Annotated in this window: 21 protein-coding genes and 1 tRNA gene; 7 read left to right on the forward strand and 15 right to left on the reverse strand. The window is 55.0% G+C overall.

Annotation, left to right across the window (positions count from 1 at the left end):
- Positions 1 to 64 precede the first annotated feature (64 nt).
- Positions 65 to 826, forward strand: a complete 762-nt coding sequence (locus HRU87_RS05445; RefSeq protein ID WP_173493910.1) for a helix-turn-helix transcriptional regulator — start codon at positions 65 to 67, stop codon at positions 824 to 826.
- A gap of 3 nt (positions 827 to 829) precedes the next feature.
- Here the strand turns inward: HRU87_RS05445 and HRU87_RS05450 are convergent, their stop codons facing one another.
- Together HRU87_RS05450 and HRU87_RS05455 are read right to left on the reverse strand one after the other, a co-directional pair.
- The gene (locus HRU87_RS05450; protein WP_173493911.1) at positions 830 to 2,179 is read right to left on the reverse strand and encodes an L-serine ammonia-lyase; all 1,350 of its coding nucleotides are present in this window, start codon (positions 2,177 to 2,179) and stop codon (positions 830 to 832) included.
- 64 nt (positions 2,180 to 2,243) lie between these two features.
- Positions 2,244 to 3,722: an amino acid permease gene (locus HRU87_RS05455; protein WP_173493912.1), complete on the reverse strand. Its 1,479-nt coding sequence runs from the start codon at positions 3,720 to 3,722 to the stop codon at positions 2,244 to 2,246.
- Between the two features lie 274 nt (positions 3,723 to 3,996).
- On the opposite strand from HRU87_RS05455, the gene HRU87_RS05460 reads away from it, so the two are divergent.
- Genes HRU87_RS05460 through HRU87_RS05480 form a run of 5 tightly spaced genes read left to right on the forward strand, consistent with a single transcriptional unit; the run spans position 3,997 to position 8,969 of the window.
- Positions 3,997 to 5,361, forward strand: coding sequence for a glutamine synthetase family protein (locus HRU87_RS05460; RefSeq protein ID WP_173493913.1), 1,365 nt, complete (start codon positions 3,997 to 3,999; stop codon positions 5,359 to 5,361).
- Complete coding sequence (locus tag HRU87_RS05465; protein ID WP_173493914.1) at positions 5,354 to 6,079, forward strand: gamma-glutamyl-gamma-aminobutyrate hydrolase family protein; 726 nt, start codon at positions 5,354 to 5,356, stop codon at positions 6,077 to 6,079. Before HRU87_RS05460 ends, HRU87_RS05465 begins: the two co-directional genes overlap by 8 nt.
- Positions 6,076 to 7,431 (forward strand): aldehyde dehydrogenase family protein, encoded by a 1,356-nt coding sequence (locus tag HRU87_RS05470; RefSeq protein ID WP_173493915.1) that lies wholly within the window; start codon positions 6,076 to 6,078, stop codon positions 7,429 to 7,431. Before HRU87_RS05465 ends, HRU87_RS05470 begins: the two co-directional genes overlap by 4 nt.
- A gap of 24 nt (positions 7,432 to 7,455) precedes the next feature.
- Positions 7,456 to 8,229, forward strand: a complete 774-nt coding sequence (locus tag HRU87_RS05475; RefSeq protein ID WP_173494271.1) for a 3-oxoacyl-ACP reductase — start codon at positions 7,456 to 7,458, stop codon at positions 8,227 to 8,229.
- Positions 8,229 to 8,969: a FadR/GntR family transcriptional regulator gene (locus tag HRU87_RS05480; RefSeq protein WP_173493916.1), complete on the forward strand. Its 741-nt coding sequence runs from the start codon at positions 8,229 to 8,231 to the stop codon at positions 8,967 to 8,969. The genes HRU87_RS05475 and HRU87_RS05480 overlap by 1 nt, the downstream gene beginning before the upstream one ends.
- Here HRU87_RS05480 and HRU87_RS05485 read toward each other — a convergent pair.
- The 4 genes from HRU87_RS05485 to HRU87_RS05500 form a co-directional block, all read right to left on the reverse strand.
- Complete coding sequence (locus HRU87_RS05485) at positions 8,966 to 9,673, reverse strand: type 1 glutamine amidotransferase (RefSeq protein WP_173493917.1); 708 nt, start codon at positions 9,671 to 9,673, stop codon at positions 8,966 to 8,968. The two genes, HRU87_RS05480 and HRU87_RS05485, sit on opposite strands and share 4 nt — an antisense overlap.
- A complete protein-coding gene (locus HRU87_RS05490; protein ID WP_173493918.1) occupies positions 9,674 to 10,105 on the reverse strand; it encodes a DUF1801 domain-containing protein in 432 nt (143 codons plus the stop codon). It abuts the gene before it with no gap.
- Positions 10,106 to 10,119: 14 nt separating this feature from the next.
- Positions 10,120 to 10,192 (reverse strand) — tRNA-Thr (locus HRU87_RS05495).
- Positions 10,193 to 10,370: 178 nt separating this feature from the next.
- The gene (locus tag HRU87_RS05500) at positions 10,371 to 11,237 is read right to left on the reverse strand and encodes an oxygenase MpaB family protein (protein WP_173493919.1); all 867 of its coding nucleotides are present in this window, start codon (positions 11,235 to 11,237) and stop codon (positions 10,371 to 10,373) included.
- Positions 11,238 to 11,307: 70 nt separating this feature from the next.
- Between HRU87_RS05500 and HRU87_RS05505 the strand changes: the two genes are divergently transcribed.
- Entirely contained in the window at positions 11,308 to 11,676 is a 369-nt protein-coding gene (locus HRU87_RS05505; RefSeq protein WP_173493920.1) for a hypothetical protein, read from the forward strand.
- 49 nt (positions 11,677 to 11,725) lie between these two features.
- Here the strand turns inward: HRU87_RS05505 and HRU87_RS05510 are convergent, their stop codons facing one another.
- From HRU87_RS05510 to HRU87_RS05550, 9 genes are all read right to left on the reverse strand, one after another.
- Positions 11,726 to 13,375, reverse strand: coding sequence for a solute symporter family protein (locus HRU87_RS05510; protein ID WP_173493921.1), 1,650 nt, complete (start codon positions 13,373 to 13,375; stop codon positions 11,726 to 11,728).
- Positions 13,375 to 13,698 (reverse strand): DUF485 domain-containing protein, encoded by a 324-nt coding sequence (locus tag HRU87_RS05515; protein ID WP_173493922.1) that lies wholly within the window; start codon positions 13,696 to 13,698, stop codon positions 13,375 to 13,377. The genes HRU87_RS05510 and HRU87_RS05515 overlap by 1 nt, the downstream gene beginning before the upstream one ends.
- An 89-nt stretch (positions 13,699 to 13,787) precedes the next feature.
- The gene (locus HRU87_RS05520) at positions 13,788 to 15,263 is read right to left on the reverse strand and encodes an alpha/beta hydrolase (RefSeq protein WP_213086382.1); all 1,476 of its coding nucleotides are present in this window, start codon (positions 15,261 to 15,263) and stop codon (positions 13,788 to 13,790) included.
- Complete coding sequence (locus tag HRU87_RS05525; protein WP_173493924.1) at positions 15,250 to 16,407, reverse strand: DNA polymerase III subunit delta'; 1,158 nt, start codon at positions 16,405 to 16,407, stop codon at positions 15,250 to 15,252. Before HRU87_RS05525 ends, HRU87_RS05520 begins: the two co-directional genes overlap by 14 nt.
- The gene (gene tmk, locus HRU87_RS05530) at positions 16,404 to 17,012 is read right to left on the reverse strand and encodes a dTMP kinase (RefSeq protein ID WP_173493925.1); all 609 of its coding nucleotides are present in this window, start codon (positions 17,010 to 17,012) and stop codon (positions 16,404 to 16,406) included. The genes HRU87_RS05525 and tmk overlap by 4 nt, the downstream gene beginning before the upstream one ends.
- 1 nt (position 17,013) lies before the next feature.
- On the reverse strand, positions 17,014 to 19,584 hold the full coding sequence (topA, locus tag HRU87_RS05535) for a type I DNA topoisomerase (protein WP_173493926.1): 2,571 nt from the start codon (positions 19,582 to 19,584) through the stop codon (positions 17,014 to 17,016).
- Positions 19,585 to 19,603: 19 nt separating this feature from the next.
- Positions 19,604 to 19,906, reverse strand: coding sequence for a hypothetical protein (locus HRU87_RS05540; RefSeq protein WP_173493927.1), 303 nt, complete (start codon positions 19,904 to 19,906; stop codon positions 19,604 to 19,606).
- A gap of 17 nt (positions 19,907 to 19,923) precedes the next feature.
- On the reverse strand, positions 19,924 to 20,220 hold the full coding sequence (locus HRU87_RS05545) for a hypothetical protein (protein WP_173493928.1): 297 nt from the start codon (positions 20,218 to 20,220) through the stop codon (positions 19,924 to 19,926).
- Positions 20,207 to 20,395 carry a DUF4244 domain-containing protein gene (locus HRU87_RS05550; RefSeq protein WP_173493929.1) on the reverse strand — a complete coding sequence of 63 codons (189 nt, stop codon included), beginning with the start codon at positions 20,393 to 20,395 and terminating at the stop codon, positions 20,207 to 20,209. The genes HRU87_RS05545 and HRU87_RS05550 overlap by 14 nt, the downstream gene beginning before the upstream one ends.
- Positions 20,396 to 20,398 lie beyond the last annotated feature (3 nt).

The raw sequence follows: 20,398 nt of genomic DNA on the forward strand, positions 1-20,398 counted from the left end.
GCTGAATCGACCTGAAGTTTTGACCGATAATTGACCTATTAGTTTGTGCACGAAGGGGCGGCTTTTGTCGGAAAAAACAACGGTCTCCGACCTGATGGTTAAAGGCGCCTTTCGTTCCCTAATCGAGTCTGAAACGGCCGATGAATTTTGCCGAGCGATGGCCCTCAATGTTTTTCAACCGCTGGGGGTTTTGGCCACCTATCTGGCACGCCTGGACTCGGATAATCGAATTTCCATGCTTGGTTCATTCGGTTACTCTCAGCAGCGAGTGACAAATACGGGTAGGCCGTCAATTTGGGAGCCCATGGCCATTACCGACACCATCCGAAGCGGCAAGGTGACAATTTTTGAATCCTGGGATCTCTATGTCGATCGCTATCCGGACAAGGCCCACCTTGCTTCACCCGGCGAGGCATTCCTGTGTCTTCCTCTTCGCTTCAGAGGCTCAGTAGCGGGAGGGTTTGGAGTCACATTTGACCGGGCTCTGACCGGTGTCAATCTTGATTTGGGTCTGTGGGAGACCCTCGCTCTGGCGGGGGAAGTATTTTTTGCCTATCGGTGGTCTCAAGAGATGGAGCGCAACCCTATCCCGCTAAGCGATTATGGTGAGGATGTGAAGTTTGCGTTCGGGAGTTTATCGACCAGAGAAAAAGACGTGCTGGCCTTTGTCGCGCAAGGCATGACAAATGCCCAGATTGCAAGGAAACTCAGTTACTCCGAAAGCACAATCAAGCAGGACACCATACACATCTTTAAGCTACTGGGAGTCTCCAGCCGGGATGAGGCTGCCAAAGCCTGGGAGTTTCTCAGGCGGTCGCAAAACTAGCGGCTAGCACTCCACCACATTAACCGCGAGGCCACCCATCGAGGTCTCCTTGTATTTTGAAGACATGTCCAAACCGGTTTGACGCATGGTTTCGATCACGGTGTCGAGTGAAATCTTGTGAGTGCCATCACCGAGCATGGCAAGGCGCATAGCTGCGACAGCAGTGCCGGCAGCAATCGCATTACGCTCGATGCAGGGTAGCTGGACAAAGCCTCCAACGGGATCGCAGGTCAAGCCAAGGTTGTGCTCCATGGCAATCTCTGCGGCGTTTTCGACCTGCCGGAGCGAACCACCCATGACCGCCGTCAAACCAGCCGCAGCCATTGAGCAAGCAGATCCAACCTCACCCTGGCAGCCGGCCTCCGCTCCCGAAATAGAGGCATTTCGCTTATAAAGCGAACCGATGGCGGCTGCCGTCAAGAGATAGTCAAACGACAATTTGTAATCCGAAGCGCCCCGGAATCGTTTGGCGAAATACCCGACAGCTGGAATGATGCCGGCTGCTCCGTTAGTTGGAGCAGTCACCACTCGATTCCCTGCGGCGTTCTCCTCGTTCACTGCAATCGCAAAGGCCTGCAACCACTCGGCCGTGAGATCTCCAGGGACGTTTTCATCCTTTGACATCTGCTCCAGCTTGGCAGCCATCTCCTTTGCCCGCCTTGGAACTTTGAGATACCCGGGCAATGTGCCGCTGGCTGCAAGGCCAGATTCGATGCAGGCATCCATGGCCTGCCAGATGGCTGTAAGTCTGGCGTCTACCTCTGCTTTTGGCCTGAGGGCCAGTTCGTTTTGGTAGGCAAGCTCAGCGATGGTGAGGGAGTTTTGCTCCGCGAAATCTATAAGTTCTGCCGCAGTGTTGAATGAATAAGGAACGGCTTGGGTTTGAATCTCCTCCGAAGCGCCCAGCAGCTCAATGAATCCGCCTCCAACACTGAAATAGGTTTGCTCTAGTAATAGCTGGCCGCCTGAGGTTGCCCTAAAAGTCATGCCGTTCGAGTGCTTCGCTAGACGCTCTCGCGAGAGCATCTGCAGAGAATTTTCACCAAACGGAACAGCCTTGCCGAGGACCGTGAGCTGCTGGTCCCGCATCGCCTGATCAAAGCTTCCGTGCACCTGATTCGGATCGCAGCCCTCCGGAGTCATGCCGGCAAGCCCGGCAACGATAGCGTCTTTGGTCCCGTGACCAGCACCGGTGGCAGCGAGCGAACCGTAAAGAACGATCTCCACCTGGTCGAACCCGAGAGTTGAGATTCGCTGCGCAAAATCAAGGGCTGCCCGCATGGGGCCGACGGTGTGGGAAGAGGATGGGCCAATCCCAATGGTGAATAGATCCAAGGCCCCGATGTAGCGCATTTTTACCCTTTACCCCAAAAGCGGGCCGACAGATTGTCTGACGGCCCGCCCTTGATAGGAGTTTTTACTTCTTGGATGCCTCGACTGCGTACTCCTCTTCAGGAGCCAGCACGAGGTTGTGGCGTCCACGAACTGCGAAGGCGATAAGCATGATCACGTAGATCACTGCGATACCCGCGATAGCAGTTTGGAACGCCGGGTTGATCAGGTAGCCCACGAAGGAGATACCGGCAATCACTGCTGCCAGCACGGCTCCGGGGACACCCCATGGTGAGCGGTAAGGGCGCTCAATGTTTGGTAGCTTGCGACGCAAAATCAGGAAGCTGATGGCCTGCATCATGTAGGCCAGCATGGCGCCCCAAACAGCGATGTTCAGCACGATGGCTCCGGCAACTGCACCGGCACCCTCAGCATCCACTGCGGTCAACACCTCGATGGCCAGAAGCGCGAGGAAGCCGATGATTCCACCGACCACCAAAGCGACAAATGGCACCTTCTGCTTGTTGGTAACAGAGAGAGCCTTGGGGTAGTAGCCAGCGCGAGACAGCGAGTACATGTTGCGGCCGTAGGCGAACATGATTCCCTGCAGCGAGGCAAGCAGGCCGATGAGTGCAATCAATCCGAGAATCGCAGCAGCCTCATCTCCAACCATGGCACGGAAGCCATCCAGAAGCGGCTCTCCAGCGGTTCTAACCTGCTCGGCACCCAAGATTCCAGTGTTGAAGAACAGGATGAGCAGACCAAAGACGATCAGAGTGGTGCGAGCCCACAGACCAGCCTTTGGAATGTCGCGGGCTGGGTTGTGAGATTCCTCAGCAGCCAGCGGCAGCTCCTCGATTCCTAGGAAGAACCAAACGGCGAATGGAATCGCCCAAAGGATGCCCTCCCAACCAAATGGCAAGAACGCGGTTTGTCCCGCCTCAGGCACGATGTTGAATAGGTTGTCCCATGAGAACAGCCCAGATGTTGCAGCCATGACCGAGAACACCAAAAGGATTCCCAGGGAAATGATTGAAACCACAATCGCAAACTGGAAGGCGATCTTCGCTCCCGATGCGTTTAGGGCAATGAACACCGCGTAGAGAATCAGCCACCAGGCCCAACCAGGGAGTGAGACCCCAAGCAGCTCAGAGGCGATTCCGTCTGCGTAACTTGCAGAGAAGAAAACGATAACTGCGGTCGTTGCAACGTATTCAATGGTTTCTGCAAGACCGGTAATGAATCCACCCCATGGACCCATGGCCGAGCGAGCAAATGAATAGGCACCTCCGGTGTGAGGCATGGCGGCCGCCATCTCACCGATGGAGAACATCAGGCCGTAATACATCACCACCAGAATTGCAAAGGCGATTAGCAGGCCCCCGAAACCTCCGACATCAAGTCCAAAGTTCCAGCCTGAAAAGTCTCCCGAGATAACCGCCGCAATGGCGAGACCCCAGAGACCAAAAAGGCCAGCTGCACGTTGCAACTGGCGTTTCTCGAAATACCCGTCTTCAGGTCGCTTATAGGTAACGCCTGAGACTTTGACATGCTCCGAAGACATTTAGTTCCTATCTGCCGCTCCAGAGAGGTCCCCGGCTAGCCGGGGCTTCCCATGCACGACGTTGTGAATGGTTATAACAATTTGAACTTTAGACCTGTAAAGGTCGCTTGTGTCAACCATTCGGGCAATTGGAGCGAATTTTTATAAAACGAAATCGGAACGTTACATTTCCCCTAAACCACCCCAGTTGGGCAAAGCTAGGCTGAACAAAACCCACCCAGGGACTAGAGTAAGTTCTAAAGGTAGGAAAATCGACCTCAAAGAAGAGGATGGAATGGCAACCAAAGGCTTTATTTCTTTCGACCAGCTCAAGGCCCTTCAGGCCACTGGTGAAATCGACACCGTGATTATGGCTTTCACAGACATGCAGGGTCGACTTATTGGAAAGCGAGTGGCCGCCCGCCACTTCATCGAAAACATCGCCGGTCACGGAGCCGAGTGCTGCAACTATCTGCTCGCCGTTGACATTGAGAACAACACGGTCCAGGGCTACGAGATCTCTTCATGGGACACCGGGTATGCCGACATGGCCATGATTCCGGACATGGCCACCCTGCGAATGGCTCCCTGGTTACCGGGCAGCGTTATCGTGACCACCGACCTTCACACCACGAGCCACGAACTCATTGCTCAATCGCCCAGGTCAATCCTGCTGGAGCAGGTGAAGCGCCTGGAGAAGCTGGGCATGAAAGCCTTTGTCGGGACTGAGCTGGAATTCATTGTTTTTGATGACACCTTCCGCGAAGCCTGGGCGAAGGGTTACCGGGATCTCAAGCCCGCCACCGATTACAACGTTGACTATGACCTGCTCGCCTCTACCCGGCTGGAGCCGATGCTCCGAGACATTCGCAATTCCATGGACGATGCAGGAATGTACTGCGAGGGCGTCAAGGGTGAGTGCAATTTAGGTCAGCAGGAGATCGCGTTTCTGTATGACGAGGTAGTCCGCACCTGTGACAACCACAGTGTTTATAAGGCCGGCGCCAAGATGATCGCCGAGAAGCACGGCAAGTCACTGACCTTCATGGCCAAGTACAACGAGCGCGAGGGAAACTCCTGCCACATCCACATGTCGTTCCGGTCACTGGATGGCGGTGCCGTCTTCGCAGATAAGTCTGACCCGAGGGGCATGTCCAAGACCTTCAAGAGTTTCCTCGCGGGTCAAATCAAATTAATGCGCGAATTCTCGCTGTTCTACGCACCTCAGATCAACTCCTACAAGCGCTATGTTGAGGGCAGCTTTGCGCCAACTGCTATTGCCTGGGGTTTGGACAACCGTACCCTCGCACTTCGCGTAGTTGGACAGGGCCACGGACTTCGGGTGGAAAACCGAGTTCCCGGAGGAGACGTAAACCAATACCTTGCAACTGCAGCCATGATCGCGGCCGGTATCTACGGAATCGAAAACAACTTAGAGCTGGAGGATATGACGGTAGGTAACGGCTACGCCTCGGACAAACCACACATCCCGTCCACGATGCGCGAGGCAACCGAGCTGTTTGCCAACTCAAAGATTGCCCGCGAAGTCTTTGGGGATGCAGTCGTAAACCACTACGTGCACTACGCAAGGACCGAGATTCGCGACTTTGAATCTGCCGTCACCGAGTGGGAGAGGTTAAGAGGTTTCGAACGTGTCTAAACCGAGAATTGGTCTAACCACCTACCGCCAACGCGGACAGACCGGGGTTTGGGACACTGAAATGGCGATGATTCCAGCCTTTTACATTGAAGGCGTAACCCGCGCTGGAGGCCTTGCAATTCTCATTCCACCTCAGCAGCTGGATGCCGAAGGAGCAAGAACCATTGTTTCCTCTCTCGATGGCTTAGTCATTTGCGGCGGTAGAGACGTCGAGTCCGCTCGCTACGGACAGACCCCTCATGAAAATGCAGAGGAACCAGACAGACTTCGCGATGCACTTGAAAACGAGATTTTGGACGCTGCCATTGAGGCAGAACTTCCATTCCTGGGCATCTGCCGCGGTGCCCAGATGCTGAACATCCACCGCGGTGGAAGCCTGATCCAACATCTTCCCGAAGTGGTGGGAGACAACCGCTACCAGAAAGGTGGCGGGGTGTTTTCGGACATGGACATTGAGGTTTTTGAGGGCAGCCTGTTGGGCAGCGTGGTCGGTTCTAAGGTGCCAGGCGCAGCCCTTTACCACCACCAGGCAATCGACGCGGTTGGTGAGGGGCTGAAGGTATCGGCCGTGAGCCCTGACGGGATTGTCGAGGCTATTGAGCTGGAGGACTACCCGTTTGGTTTGGCCGTTCAGTGGCACCCGGAGCAGACCCTGGAGAACCTGGACCTTTTCAAGTCTTTGGTTTCCGCAGCAACTTCATACAGAGGAGCAAAATGACCTTTCAGGTAATCAACCCAGCCACCGAGGAAGTAATTGCATCGGTTGAACACACCTCACTCGAGCAGACCGATGAGGCGATTGCCAAGGCTCAACTGGCTCAGAAAAAGTGGGCCAAGCTAAACCCGGCTGACCGAGCCAGGGTCCTGCACGATTTCGCATCCGAGGTGGAAAAACACATCGAGGAACTTGCCCTGCTCGAAGTGAGAAACTCTGGGCACCCAATTTCGCAGGCCCGCTGGGAGGCCACCCACGTCAGGAATGTCCTGGAGTACTACTCCGCAGCCCCGGAGAGGCTGAGCGGCAAGCAAATTCCGGTGGCCGGGGGAATGAGCATTACCTTCAATGACCCAATTGGAGTCATCGGAGTCATTACTCCCTGGAACTTTCCAATGACAATTGGCAGCTGGGGTTTTGCCCCAGCCCTAGCCGCTGGCAATGCCGTGGTGTTGAAGCCGGCCGAGTGGACGCCGCTGACCAGCATGCGACTGGCCGAGCTTGGACTTCAGGCGGGCCTTCCAGAGGGGCTGTTCCAGGTTCTTCCCGGAAGCGGCTCAGTGATTGGTTCAAGATTCGTCACTCACCCGGGCGTAGGAAAGGTGGTTTTCACCGGTTCAACCGAGGTCGGTAAAACAGTCATGCGCAACGCAAGCGACCAGATCAAGCGCGTGACACTTGAGCTCGGAGGTAAAAGTGCCAACATCGTCTTTGCCGACGCAGATGTTGACAAGGCCGCTGCCACAGCGCCCAGCTCCGTCTTTGAAAATGCCGGACAAGATTGCTGCGCGAGGTCAAGGATTTTGGTTCAGCGTTCGGTTTACGACCAGTTCATGCAAGGGCTGGAAAAGTCAGTGAAGGCCTTCAAAGTTGGCGACCCAATGGACGAGAGCACTGAGATGGGGCCACTGGTTGCCAAGAAGCATTTTGATTCGGTTTCCGCTTACCTAACTGATGCCCAGGTCGCCTTCCGCGGCTCGGCGCCAGAAGGAAAGGGCTACTTCTTTGCACCAACCGTACTGACCCCCGACACTGAAAATGATCGCTGCTTCACCGAGGAGATCTTTGGGCCGGTTGTTTCGGTGATGCCATTTGAGGATGAGGCAGATGCGATTCGAATTGCAAATGACTCAATTTATGGCCTGAGTGGTTCTATTTGGACCAGGGATCTGGGCCGAGCAATTCGCGTCTCACGAGGTGTGGAGAGCGGAAACCTTTCCGTCAACTCACACTCATCTGTTCGCTACAACACTCCATTTGGTGGCTTCAAGCAATCGGGCTTGGGCAGGGAGTTGGGGCCAGATGCGCCACTGCACTTCACTGAAGAAAAAACCGTTTACTACTCGGCTGATTAGGAGAAATAAATGACCGTAGCAAAAATGGACCTCACCCAGCGCCTTGCAGGCAAGGTGGCGGTGATCACCGGTGGTGCCTCGGGCATCGGTCTAGCGACCGCTCGCCGAATGGCAGCCGAAGGTGCAAAGATCGTGATTGGCGATATGGACCCAACCTCCGGGCAGCGTGCAGCCGATGAGGTGGGCGGCAGCTTCGTGCAGGTAAATGTTGCCGACGAGGATCAGGTAAACAACCTGTTTGACACCGCCTTCAAGATTTACGGCAGCGTGGACATTGCCTTCAATAACGCTGGCATCTCCCCTCCGGACGATGACTCGATTGAGACCACCGAGCTACCCGCCTGGCAAAAAGTGCAGGATGTGAACCTCAAGAGCGTCTACCTGTGCTGCCGAGCAGCGCTAAAGCACATGACCAAGCAGGGTTCGGGTTCAATCATCAACACCGCTTCGTTTGTTGCTGTCATGGGAAGCGCCACAAGCCAAATCTCTTACACCGCATCAAAGGGTGGCGTTCTGGCGATGAGTCGTGAACTTGGCGTCCAGTTTGCTCGACAGGGCATTCGCGTCAATGCACTGTGCCCAGGACCGGTCAACACTCCCCTGCTTCAAGAGCTATTCGCCAAGGATCCTGAGCGAGCCGCCAGAAGGCTAATTCACATTCCGATGGGACGCTTTGCCAACCCTGAGGAATTGGCCGCGGCCGTAGCTTTCCTAGCCTCAGATGACAGCTCCTTTATAACCGGCTCAACCTTCCTGGTTGATGGCGGAATCTCCGGCCACTACGTAACACCGATGTAATGCCTGAGGGGTTTGAAGAATTAGCGCTCGATGAGAGTGGGGGTCGGGCTTCACTGCTTTTGACACGGATTCGAAGCGGCAACGTCTACGAAGAAACGATCGAGCGCATTCTTCAGACCATCAAGTTGGGTGTTGCCGTGCCGGGAGAGCGACTGCCCGCTGAGCGTTATTTGGCCAACCTACTGGGGGTTTCTAGAGACACGGTTCGAGATGCCATTGCCTCGCTGGTCGAGGCAGGTTACTTGCAAATAAGACGCGGCCGCTACGGCGGAACATTTGTGTCCGAGCAGTTGCCCATCCAGGCTCCCGGCAGGCCAACGTTTGTGCACAGCGAACTTGAGGACACCCTGCTGTTTCGCGAGGTAGTCGAGTGTGGCGCGGCATACCAGGCAGCTCGATCCGAGCTCACCGCCGAGCAGCGTCGAAGTCTGTGGCAAGCCCACACCGAAACCAGTGCCGCAGATTCCACTCAGTATCGAAGGTTGGACTCGAGGTTTCACTTACTGCTCGCCGAGCTCTCGGGCTCGAGCAAATTGGTGACTGAGGTCGCCTACTCTCGCATGCGAATGAATGAGCTACTGGATCAAATTCCGCTGCTCGCACCCAACATTCACCACTCAAATGAGCAGCACGAAGCGATCATCCACGCCGTATTGGCCGCAGACCCCAACGCTGCCAGCGAGGCCATGCGCTCTCACCTGAGTGGCTCTGCAGCCCTGCTTAGAGGTTTTTTGGCCTAGATCAGGCCTGCAACTTTGCTTAGATAGCTGTCCACAAGTTCAAAAGTCCGAAGCCTTGCCGCCGGATCCTCAGATCTAGTTTGCGCGAGCATGACATCCGGGTCCTGACCGTCTTGTGTGACTTCTTCCCGGCCATCCCAAACCATCCACTGCTCCAAGGTCCCCAGGTTCAGCTCGGGGTGGAACTGCAGTGCCAGGGCCTTGTTGTAAACAAAAGCTTGGGAAGCTGCTGGGGTGCGGGCAATTTCACGCGCTCCAGGAGGAAGCGTCCAGCGGTCATAGTGAAATTGGAACCAGGGTCCATTTCCGACCAGGTCTGGTTGATCGCTGAAGACATAGGTCCAACCCAGTTCAGGCTTCGGGCCTTTGGCAACAGAGCCTCCGAGGGCTCGGGCGAGCAACTGCCCACCAAAACAAATCCCAAGCACAGGTTTTCCGCTCTTCACGGCAGAAGCAATCCAGGCCAGCTCTGGGCTGAGCCAGTTGCCAATGCAGGCATCATCCCAGGCGCCCCAGGGGGCCCCAAGGGGTATCAAGAGGTCATAGTCGTTGACGTCTGGGAAATCGACTGTGATGTTTGGGTTGCGGTAGTTGGCTTCCGTAACGACCTCAAAGGTTTCTATTTCAAATCCGTGCATCTCCAACCGCTCACCAACCGGACCCACCGGAGAGACGTGGTCGTGCTGAATGAATAGTGCCTTCATCTAACTTGCCGCCTGCTTCACCATGGAAACGATATTTGCCTCAATCTCAGGGGTCAGGTCGAGCAAAGCAAAAGCCGTCGGCCACATCAAACCGCTATCTAAATTGGCATGCTCAGAGAAGCCAAAGGTTGAAAAACGAACTTTGAACTTCGCAGCGGACTGGTAGAAGCAGATGATCTTTCCGTCTTTGCCCGGAGTCGCCCAGGCGGGCATTCCATACCAAGTTTTGGGTTGAAGCTCTGGAACGGTTGCAAGCACCAACTCGTGAATACGAAGGGCAATCCTTTTATCGTGCTCAGGCATCTCATTGATTTTGCTCATCAAATCACCGAGGGGGTCCTGGGCTGCTTTTTTACGAGCATCCCGAAATTCCTTGGCGCGATCCTTCATCGCCTGACGCTCTTCTTCAGTCCAGTCGTCTTTGGCTGCCATTCAATTCCCTTCCGAGCCACCCAGGAGAATCGAACTCCTGACCTGCTCTTTACGAGGGAGCTGCTCTACCGACTGAGCTAGGGTGGCGAAACGCCTCTAAGTTTAGCCCCACAAAGAAAAATGGGCACCCTGGGGTAAAGTGCCCATTTTCCTATAGGAGACCCAAGTTATAAAACTTGGATACCCACGAGCCCCATTGCAGTGAGGCGCGTGGACAGATAGGAAGACTTCAAAGAAAACGTCTCTGGGTGCAAAAACATTCCCGCTAAAGCACCCCTGCGCGCTTTAGTCGATCTATGGCCGCTTCCTCAATCGGAGACTCTGGGCCGATAGCGAATCTCATGAGCGAAAGGAGCGAGGTTGTCACCGGGCGCAACAGCCACAGCGGTGGCGGATTCAGACCCAACAGCTTTTGAAATCTTGGCTCGATGGAGGCCGCAGCCGACGCAAACAATAGGCGGTAAACAGGTTTTGCAGACTTGGGCAGCGGAGCATTTTTGATCCAGGCGACCACGTCTTTAGTCTTTTTGCTCACCACTAGCTCAGGGTAAAAATCGTCCAGCACCTGATTCAGTTCAGCCTCGCTCATTGGGGCACTGTCTAGTCCCAGCGGTGTGACAGACCTACTCCAGAGAGCAACGTAGGCATCGGCACCGCCTGGAATTGGAGCCTTGGAGTAGTGCTGGTGCGCCCTGAGGAAGCTCTCCATAAAGGCAATGTGCACCCAAAGCAAAAGCTTTGGGTCCGCCGCCCGGTAGCCAACCCTTTCGCCAGTCGAAGTTTCGTACTCGCCCGTGACTCGGGTGTGCATGCGGTTTACCCGCGACGCTTCCTGAGCAATTGCGTCTGTAGAGCCAAAGGTGGTCACCGTAAGCCAGCGAATTGTCCCGCTTAGGCGACCCAGTGGATCTTCCTCGTATCGGGAGTGCTGGGCAACTCCAGCAAGAGAACCTGGGTGAAGCGCCTGCATGAGAAGTGCCCTAATACCCCCGACAAGGGTTGAAAAGTCTCGATGGACGACCCAGGGTGCGTCGGTTGGGAGAAAGAACCCGGGCTTGTCACCCTCGGCCACTACGCCCAACCAGGGAGGAATTCCATCCGGTGCGCCAGACAAGAGTTTGCGAAAACGCACGGAAAGCATTTCCTGCCATCTAGTGTTTTTCTTGTTACTCATGCTTCCTTAGGTTCCGGAAAGGCCAACCATGAACGAGCAGGATCTAATCCGCGAATTTAGTCGAAACCGACTTCACCTCATTATTGCCCAGTTGGCACCAACTGGTCTGCTTGCCTTCGCAGCGCTAACGACCCCTGAAATTGCCCAGTTCAATGACTATGTCAAAGGCGCCTTCGCTCTAATCCTGTTGGCCTCGGGAATCCTTGGGGCTCTTGCCGAATTCTCTGCAGCTTCGCAGGCCCAATCGGTCATTGACGACCTGAAGGCTCTGCCAGGATCGTCGGCCCTTCGGTCAAAGCTCATTAGCTTTAGACCCTGGCTCGAGGTGGCGAAGTATGTGACTCCAGCGATCTTCGTTGGAATCTTCGTTCTCATCCTCGCCGGACTGTACCTCTAAAAAGACAGATACCCGGCCCCAACGGGACCGGGTATCTGTGGTTTGTGATTTAGTGCTCGGCAGCCTTGGAGATGTGGGCGCCAGTTAGGCTCCTCACCTCGAGCTCGGCATACTTTGCGTAGTTTCTCTCGTTTGAGGTCTTAGTTCCCAAGAATCCCATTAGGAATCCAAATGGAATCGAGACTAGACCTGGGTTTGCCAGCGGGAACCAGTTGAACATGATTCCGCTATCGGCGGGGATCAAGGAGGTTGCCGCTCCAGATACCACCGGGCTGAAAATAATCAGTCCGACGGCAGAGAACAGTCCACCGTAGATTGCCCATACCGCTCCGCGAGTGTTGAACTCTTTCCAGAACAGCGACATCAGAACCGCAGGCAAGTTTCCAGAGGCCGCGATGGCGAATGCCAAAGCAACCAGGAACGCTACGTTCAGACCCTGAGCGGCAATTGCCAAAACGATGGCTAGGCCACCGATGACAAATGCTGCGATTCGGGCGACCTTCACTTCTTCCTCCGGGGTGGCCTTGCCACCCTTGATGACGTTTGCGTAGAGGTCGTGTGCGATTGAGGACGAGGAAGCAAGGGTTAGACCCGCCACCACAGCCAGAATGGTTGCAAACGCGATAGCGCCGATGATGGCGAGCATCACGGCTCCACCCAGGGTTCCCGCTCCGCCACCGAGGTGCTCGGCGAGCATTGGGGCGGCCACGTTTCCAGCCTTGTCCTTTTCCGTGATGGCCGTCGCGCCAACTAGCGCTGCAGCACCAAAGCCAAGGGCGATGGTCATCAGGTAGAAGGCACCGATGTTTCCAATTGCCCAGTTCACACTCTTTCGTGCGTCCTTTGAGGTTGGAACGGTGTAGAAACGGATCAGGATGTGAGGCAGACCCGCTGTTCCCAGCACAAGTGCCAGTGCAAGCGAAATCAAATCCAACTTGGAAATTAGTGACGCAAATACGTCTACGTTTCCGGCTGCATCAAGAATGTCCTTACCAAAGCGTTGGCCAGGTTCTAGGAATGCGGCATTACCGCTGGCCTGCTGGGCTGCGCCCAATAGGTCAGAGATGTTGAAGTTGAACTGCAGCAGCACCATGAAGGTCATGAGAGCAGCACCGGTCATAAGTAGGAATGCCTTGATGATCTGCACGAAAGTGGTGCCACGCATGCCACCGACGGTTACGTAAATGATCATCAGCACACCGACACCGGCGATAATCCAGTTTTTGGATGAAGGGTCAGTGAAGCCCAACAGCAGTGAAACCAGCGCACCGGCACCCACCATTTGAGCGAGCAGGTAAAAGACCGAAACGATAACCGTTGAGGTTGCCGCGGCAGTTCTAACCGGCTTCTGCTGCATGCGGAAGGCGAGCACGTCTCCCATGGTGAAGCGACCTGAGTTTCTCAATGGTTCAGCCACGAGCAGCAGGGCAACTAGCCATGCCACCAAGAAGCCAATTGAGTAGAGGAACCCGTCGTATCCAAAGAGTGCGATGGTTCCGGCGATTCCCAAGAATGAAGCTGCGGACATGTAGTCACCAGCAATTGCCAAACCATTTTGGAATCCAGAGAACGAAGCTCCACCGTTGTAGAAGTCGGTGGCCTGCTTATTCTGCCTAGATGCGCGGAAAACCACTACCAGGGTCACCGCCACAAAGGCAAGGAACAGCAATGAAGAAAGCAGAGTGTTGTCGACTTGCATTAGCTCATCTTCCTCTCTACCTCAGCCTTGATCTCTTCCCCAGCGCCATCTAGAACCTTGCTCGAGTGACGTTCGTAGAGCCACATAATCACGAACGTAGAAACGAACTGCAAGACTCCGAGAATGAAGGCAATGTTGACATTGCCGATTACCGGGGTTGAAACAAAGTCACGGGCAAAAGCCGTGAGCAGGATGTACAGGAAATACCAGACCAAGAAAGCCGCGGTCAGAGGGAAAGCGAACCCCCTGAAGCTCTTTCTCAGCTGGCCGAAGGCACTGGAAGATTGCGTTTCCTCCCAGGCCGGGTGCTGCTGGTGAGACATTGAACTCCTTTGTCCAAACTTCTGAACGGCCTTGTCCAAAAGTGCATAAGCTCTAAGACTCTAGCGAACAAATATCCCACTATGACAACTTAGGGGCAGAGCAGTTTTAGCGAGTCGATGGGGGCGCCAGAGAGATACTGGTCAACCACCTCGTTGACACAAGGGTTGGAACCGTAAGCGGTGTGACCCTCACCCTCGAAGGTGAGCAACTTGGCCCCGTCAAGAATCTCAGAAAGCGCCTGGGCTTGAACAAACGGAGTGGCTGGATCGCCGGTGGTACCCACCACCAAAGGCGGATAGCCGAGCTTCTGCCTGAAATCCAGCTCCACTTTCCCCTGGCCTTCGGGCCACCCGACGCAGCTAAGTTCTGGGCTGGCAAAGTATTTACCAAAGACCGCACTGGCCGCCTCAATCTTTGGAGTCAAGTCAGCTGCATCCTCGAATCGGACCCTTGAATCGGCGCAGCCGATTGCTATGTTTGCCTCGTTGATGTTTGAGAGATACCCGCCGTCGGGATCACGGTCATTGTAGAAATCGGCCAGCATCAGAAGCGTGCTCGCATCGCCATCAAAAGCCTCGGATAAGGCCTGGGTTAGGTAGGGCCAGGATTCTTCGGAATATAGCGCCGCAATAATCCCGTAGATGGCCGCGGTCACTCCGACCTCGCGATCAAACTGGGTGGGAAGCGTCTTGGTCTCAAGCATCTCTAGGAAATCTGCCACTTTCAAAAGGGCCTGGTCTAGGTCACCGTCAAAAGGGCATTCGGCCTGCTGGAGGCAGTCCACTAGGTAGGTCTTGAAAGCCGCGTCAAATCCAGCCACCTGGTTGAGCAAGTTCTCCCCGGTGGAAATCGTTGGGTCCGCAGCGCCATCCAAGACAAACTTTCCTACTCGGTCAGGGAACAGGGCCGCATAGGTAGCGCCGAGCTCGGTGCCGTAGCTGTAACCGAGGTAATCCAACACCTCAAGCCCCAGCAGCTCTCGAATCAAATCCATGTCTCGTGCGCTCTGCTGAGTGTTGAAGTGTGAGACGTCGAAACCGACCGACTGGCAGCTGTCTGCAAACCTCTGAACTAAATCCTCAGTCCATTTCAAATCCTGGTCCGAACCGTATTCGTAGGGAGATTGACCGTAGTAGACCTGGTCCTTCAAATCGCTGTCCACGCAGGTGACCGGAGCTGACTCGCCTACCCCCCTTGGGTCAAATCCAATCAGCTGAAAATTTTCCCTCAGGAAATTGGTCCCGATAGTATCCAAATTGTCCCGAACAAAATCCACTCCAGAGGCTCCTGGTCCACCCGGATTCACCAGAATTGGTGCGAGTTCCGCTGACCCAGCAGGGCGAATTAGGCTCAAGGTCAAATACTCACCGGTTTCGACCACCCAGTTCAGTGGTGCAACCACCGTGGTGCACTCAAAACCTAAGTCGCAGCTCTCCCAGACCAACTCCTGGGATGTCACATCTTTGCCTGCCCGGATTTCGTCTATTGGCTCGACGGGCACCTGCGGGTAGCATGCGGTTAGCAGTAGCACCGAACCCAATAGCAAAGATTTAGCCCTCAACATGCCCCCTGAAAATCAGCTTGGTGCATAAAGCCTCTAAAACCAACAAATCCCTCACATTTGAGGACAGCCGAGTTCGGGATTGCGTTATGGCGTCGAGGACTGCAATCGTGTCGCTGGCCGAGGTCTGCTCTGCCCGAGCGAACAAGTCAGCGGCAATCTCTTCGTTGACCAGAGTCTGCCCGGCACCAAGCTGCATGGCCAAAATGTCACGGTATACCGACTCGGCATCAGTAAAAATTCTGTCGACTCCATCACGCAGTGTTCTGGTTGCCCTGCGCTTCTGGTTCTCTTCTAGTTCTTTGAACTGACTTCTGAGATTCGGGGGCATTTTCTCGTCCTGGGCGATTCCAAAAGCCGCCAGCAGAGCAGCTCTCTCCTCCGCATCCTTTTCAGCACTAACTGCCTCTGCATCGCGCTTGGCTACCCCAAGTAGTTTCTCCGCCGCTACCATCGCCGAACTCAAATTCGTAATGGCCATGAGAACCCTGAGGGTTTCCGACCGCCGAGCCCGCGCCTCAGAAGACAATGCCAATCGGCGTGCCATCCCCACGTGGTTTTGGGCAAGCAGCGCAGAGCGCCTAGCCAGAATCGGATCCACCGCATCCCGCTGGACCAAGAGCGCAGCAACCTCATCAACCGAAGGAAGTCGCAGGTTCAGGTTTCTGGTTCTTGAGCGAATGGTGGGAAGCAGGTCTGAAACACTCGGGGCGCAGAGAATCCACACTACTTTTTCAGCTGGCTCCTCGAGCTCTTTCAGAAGGACATTGGACGTTCGCTCAGTCATGCGATCGGCATCCTCAATCACAATCACGCGCCACTCACCAACGGTCGTTGCCATGGAGGCGCGGCCGACAAGCTCTCGTACCTCATCAATGCTGATGGTGACGCGATCTGTTACTAACAGGGTGACATCTGGATGGGAATCGGCCATGGCGAGCCTGCACTGCTGACACTGGCCACAACCGTCTTCAGGACACTGGAGTGCCGCAGCGAAGCTTCTTGCGAGATTTGACCGACCGCTGCCGGCTGGGCCAGTGAACAACCAAGCGTGATGAACGCCTTGTTTCTTTGACTCGACAACTCGCTGAAGCTGCTCGATTGCCTCTGGCTGGCCGAGCAGTTCATCCCAAACCGGATGGCTCAAGAAAGCCCCATTGCAGCAACCCGCTTCCGGATGAGATCTTGAATGGCATCCACGCTCAGGTTCGCATCCACCACGAGGAATCTTGGTTGGGCAGCAAGGTCGAGAAACTGATTTCTAGCTCGCTCAAAGAAATCAACTTTTTCACGCTCCAGGCGATCAGGTTCCACGCCGGTTTTTGATCGCCTAGCGATTGCAGCCTCAGCGTCTAGGTCCAACAGGACGGTGAGGTCCGGCACGAGATTGCCAACTGCCCAGAGGGAAATATTGAGGACTTCCTGAACATCAAGATCTCGAGCGGCGCCCTGGTAGGCCACGGAGGAATCAAAATAGCGATCGCTTAGAACAACTTTGCCGGCTTCCAGTGCTGGGCGAATTCTGGTGGCAACGTGATGGGCTCGATCGGCGGCATACAGCAGGGCCTCTGCCCTGGGAGAGACATCGCCCTTGCGGTGCAGCAGCAGGTGACGAATTTCCTGGCCCAGATCGGTGCCTCCAGGTTCGAGGGTGCGAACCACTTCTCGGCCAGATTCCTCAAGCCAAGATTGCAGCAGTTCTAGCTGAGTGGATTTGCCCACCCCATCGATACCCTCGAAAGTAATAAACAATTCAGCGCTTTTTCCTAGTGGTTTTGCTAGTCTTTGGCGCCTCTCCCGGCGCAACCCCTAGCTTCTCACGACGAATAGCCAACAGCTCAAAGGCGCGGTCATTGGATAGCTCTTCCAATGGCTCGTCCTTTGGAACGGTGGCGTTGATTACACCGTCGGTGACGTAGTTTCCAAACTGTCCAGTCTTTGCCACCACGGGCTTTCCAGAAGCTGGATCCTCACCAAATTCCCGCAGCGGAGTGCTGGCGGTTCGGCGAGCGCCGTATTTGGGCTGTTTGTAAATTTCAATCGCCTGGTCAAGGCTGAGACTGAATATCTCCTCCTCGCTCGCGAGCGAGCGAGAGTCATTGCCACGCTTCAGATAAGGTCCGTATTTGCCGTTCTGAGCGGTAATTTCAGAGCCGGTTTCTGGATCAGTTCCCAAAACCCGCGGCAGTGAAAGTAGCTCAAGTGCCTGCTCGAGAGTCACAGTGGTGACGGACATGCTCTTGAAAAGCGAAGCAGTCTTAGGTTTTGGGTTTCCCTCGTCAACCAGTGTTACGTAAGCGCCGTATCGACCATCCTTGACAATGATGTCAAGGCCTGAGCTCGGCTCTTTTCCAAGCACCCTGTCCTCTGCCGCAGGTGTGTTGATTAGCTCAATGGCCTTTGCGTGGGTGAGCTCGTCTGGAGTCAACCCCTCAGGAATGTTTACGATCTTTCGGTCTTCACCCTCGAGCACCTCAAGGTAAGGGCCATATTTTCCGGTTCGTAACTGAATACCCTCACCGATGTCAAAACTATTAATGGATCTAGGGTCTGATTCACCGAGGGATTCCACGGTCGACTTCAGTCCGTTTTCAGAGAAATAAAAGTCTTTGAGCCAGGTGGAGCGCTCTAGCTCTCCCAGGGCAATACGGTCCAGGTCCTCTTCCATCTTGGCGGTGAACTCGTAGTCCACCAGATCGGCAAAATTCTCCTCGAGGAACCTTGTAACGGTAAATGCAATCCACTCAGGAACTAGAGCACTGCCGCGCTTGACAACGTAACCCTTGGACAAGATGGTGGAAATGATCGCGGCGTAAGTCGAAGGTCTACCAATCCCCTGCTCCTCAAGCGCCTTCACCAGGGAAGCCTCGGTGTAGCGAGCCGGGGGCTGGGTCTGGTGTGATTTGGATTCGGCTGTGAGGGCAGTCAGCTCATCACCATCGGCGAGGTTTGGCAGCTTGGCTTGCTCTTCAGACTCATCCTCTCGGGTCTCGTCATAGACCGCGAGAAAACCTTTATAGGTTACGGTCGTGCCGCTGGCGGATAACTCCAGGACCTGACCTCCCTGTTCAGCTGAAAATTTCACCGATGTGGTGGAAAGTTTGGCGTCTGCCATTTGAGAGGCCACTGTGCGTCGCCAAATCAGTTCGTAGAGGGCGAGTGAACGACCGTGCAGCAGGCCAGCGAGTTCACTCGGGTGCTTGAATACCTCACCGGAAGGTCTAACTGCCTCGTGCGCCTCCTGGGCATTTTTCGACTTTGAACCGTAAAGTCTGGGGGCGTCAGCAACCAGCTCTTTTCCAAATAATTCAGCTCCGGCAGCACGAGCTGCCGATATTGCCTGCTGCGAAAGACTCGGTGAGTCGGTTCTCATGTAGGTGATGTAACCCTCTTGATAAAGCTGCTGTGCTGTGTCCATCGCCTGCTTAGCGCTCATGCCGAGCTTGCGCGATGCCTCCTGCTGCAACGTAGAGGTGGTAAAGGGGGCGTAGGGCTTTCTAGTGGACGGCTTGGCCTCAACACTTTGGACGCGAAGAGCACTTCCCGGTAGACCCTTGGCGATGGAGTCCGCCAACTCGACGGACAGCACCAGGGCATCCTGGTTCAACCTTCCGCCCTCATCAAAACTCTTGCCGGTGGCCAAACGCTTTCCGGAGACGGCAGTTAGCTTTGCCTCGAATCCAATTTCATCCTTTGACAGACCCACGGTAACGCTTGCGTAGGAGGCTGTGACGAAAGCCATTCGCTCCCGTTCGCGTTGCACAATCATGCGAATGGCCGGGGACTGAACGCGGCCGGCTGACAGGCCACGGTTTATTTTTCGCCAAAGCACGGGCGAAATCTCGTAGCCAACCAGGCGGTCGACAACGCGTCTGGTCTCCTGGGCTTGCACCAGATCCTCATTGAGTGCCCTGGTGTTGTTAGCGGCAGCCTGGATGGCCTCCTTGGTGATTTCGTTGAACACCATTCGGCGCACTGGAATTTTTGGTTTCAAAACTTCCAACAGGTGCCAGGCTATTGCTTCACCCTCGCGGTCTTCATCGGTCGCTAGGTAAAGCTCTTCGGCACTCTTCATAGCGGCTTTTAGGTCGCTGACGGTTTTGGATTTCCCCGGGGAGACCACGTAGTAGGGCAAAAAGTCGTTGTCCACATCAATTGAGAATTTACCTACCGGGCCCTTTTTCTTTTCGGCGGGAACCTCTTTAGGATCTGCCAGGTCACGGATGTGCCCCACCGAAGCCAACACCTCAAAATCACTGCCAAGGTACTTGGCGATGGTCTTGGCCTTAGCTGGTGATTCAACAATCACAAGACGCTTGGGCAAATGCACTCCTTATATAGGTTTATTCCGGACTGGCCGATGCCGCTGCGCTCAACTCATATAAAAGGTGGGTCTGAGACAGAGAAACCTTGGCACCGAAACCGACAATACGACATGTGTCAAGCGCTAAGTCAAATTCACCGGCAAAAGCCTCGGCACTCTCACAGCCGAATCCGGCAATAAGCCCGACCGCAGATTCGCTTGCAATCAGGGCAGTGGCATCTGCCACCAGCTGAATCTTTTGGGCTTTGTATGCGAAGTCAAGGGCGAAACCCACTGAGGATATCCCCCAGGTGGTAAGGCCCGCGATGAGTACGGTTGCCACCGTGGCAAAACCAGAATCTAACTTCCGTGCTTTAGGTAGCATCCGCTCTCCGACAATCTAAAGAGTGAGGTTTTGGTCGCCTCAACGCACAGCATTCTCCCGTCGTCACTTGGGGTAAATCGCACCCCTTCAACAGAAGAGAGTTCGCCTCCAATCGCCAGTGACCTGGCCTGAAAAAACGCGAGTCGACTGAGTTCAAGCCGATCAAGGCCCAGCTGGAACACGGTCAGTGCTCCAGCTAGAGCCACGATCACCGTGGGGAACAGCAGCATGAACTCCGCTGTGACCGCACCTCGATCTTCACTGAAGTCCAAGTGCCCTCGCGATCAAACCGAACAGAATGTCCTTGACTGCATCGCTGCGCATCACCAGCACGAGTAGACCGGCGAATGCCACGCCGCCCAGGGTTGCAATTGCGTACTCGGCCGTGATGGCTCCCTCCTCAGATTTCATAAGGTTCGGTTGTGTCTCTAGAGTGTTGCTGCTCATTTT

Source organism: Aquiluna borgnonia, from assembly GCF_013283855.1.
Taxonomy (GTDB): Bacteria; Actinomycetota; Actinomycetes; order Actinomycetales; family Microbacteriaceae; genus Aquiluna; species Aquiluna borgnonia.

Bases quoted from the DNA above. Each gene is read 5' to 3' on its own strand.
- HRU87_RS05470 (WP_173493915.1), top strand. From the start codon at position 6,076: ATGACCTTTCAGGTAATCAACCCAGCCACCGAGGAAGTAATTGCATCG.
- HRU87_RS05520 (WP_213086382.1), bottom strand. From the start codon at position 15,263: ATGTTGAGGGCTAAATCTTTGCTATTGGGTTCGGTGCTACTGCTAACC.
- HRU87_RS05515 (WP_173493922.1), bottom strand. From the start codon at position 13,698: ATGTCTCACCAGCAGCACCCGGCCTGGGAGGAAACGCAATCTTCCAGT.
- HRU87_RS05550 (WP_173493929.1), bottom strand. From the start codon at position 20,395: ATGAGCAGCAACACTCTAGAGACACAACCGAACCTTATGAAATCTGAG.
- HRU87_RS05485 (WP_173493917.1), bottom strand. From the start codon at position 9,673: ATGAAGGCACTATTCATTCAGCACGACCACGTCTCTCCGGTGGGTCCG.
- HRU87_RS05455 (WP_173493912.1), bottom strand. From the start codon at position 3,722: ATGTCTTCGGAGCATGTCAAAGTCTCAGGCGTTACCTATAAGCGACCT.
- HRU87_RS05490 (WP_173493918.1), bottom strand. From the start codon at position 10,105: ATGGCAGCCAAAGACGACTGGACTGAAGAAGAGCGTCAGGCGATGAAG.
- HRU87_RS05510 (WP_173493921.1), bottom strand. From the start codon at position 13,375: ATGCAAGTCGACAACACTCTGCTTTCTTCATTGCTGTTCCTTGCCTTT.
- HRU87_RS05475 (WP_173494271.1), top strand. From the start codon at position 7,456: ATGGACCTCACCCAGCGCCTTGCAGGCAAGGTGGCGGTGATCACCGGT.
- HRU87_RS05505 (WP_173493920.1), top strand. From the start codon at position 11,308: ATGAACGAGCAGGATCTAATCCGCGAATTTAGTCGAAACCGACTTCAC.
- HRU87_RS05450 (WP_173493911.1), bottom strand. From the start codon at position 2,179: ATGCGCTACATCGGGGCCTTGGATCTATTCACCATTGGGATTGGCCCA.
- HRU87_RS05480 (WP_173493916.1), top strand. From the start codon at position 8,229: ATGCCTGAGGGGTTTGAAGAATTAGCGCTCGATGAGAGTGGGGGTCGG.
- HRU87_RS05460 (WP_173493913.1), top strand. From the start codon at position 3,997: ATGGCAACCAAAGGCTTTATTTCTTTCGACCAGCTCAAGGCCCTTCAG.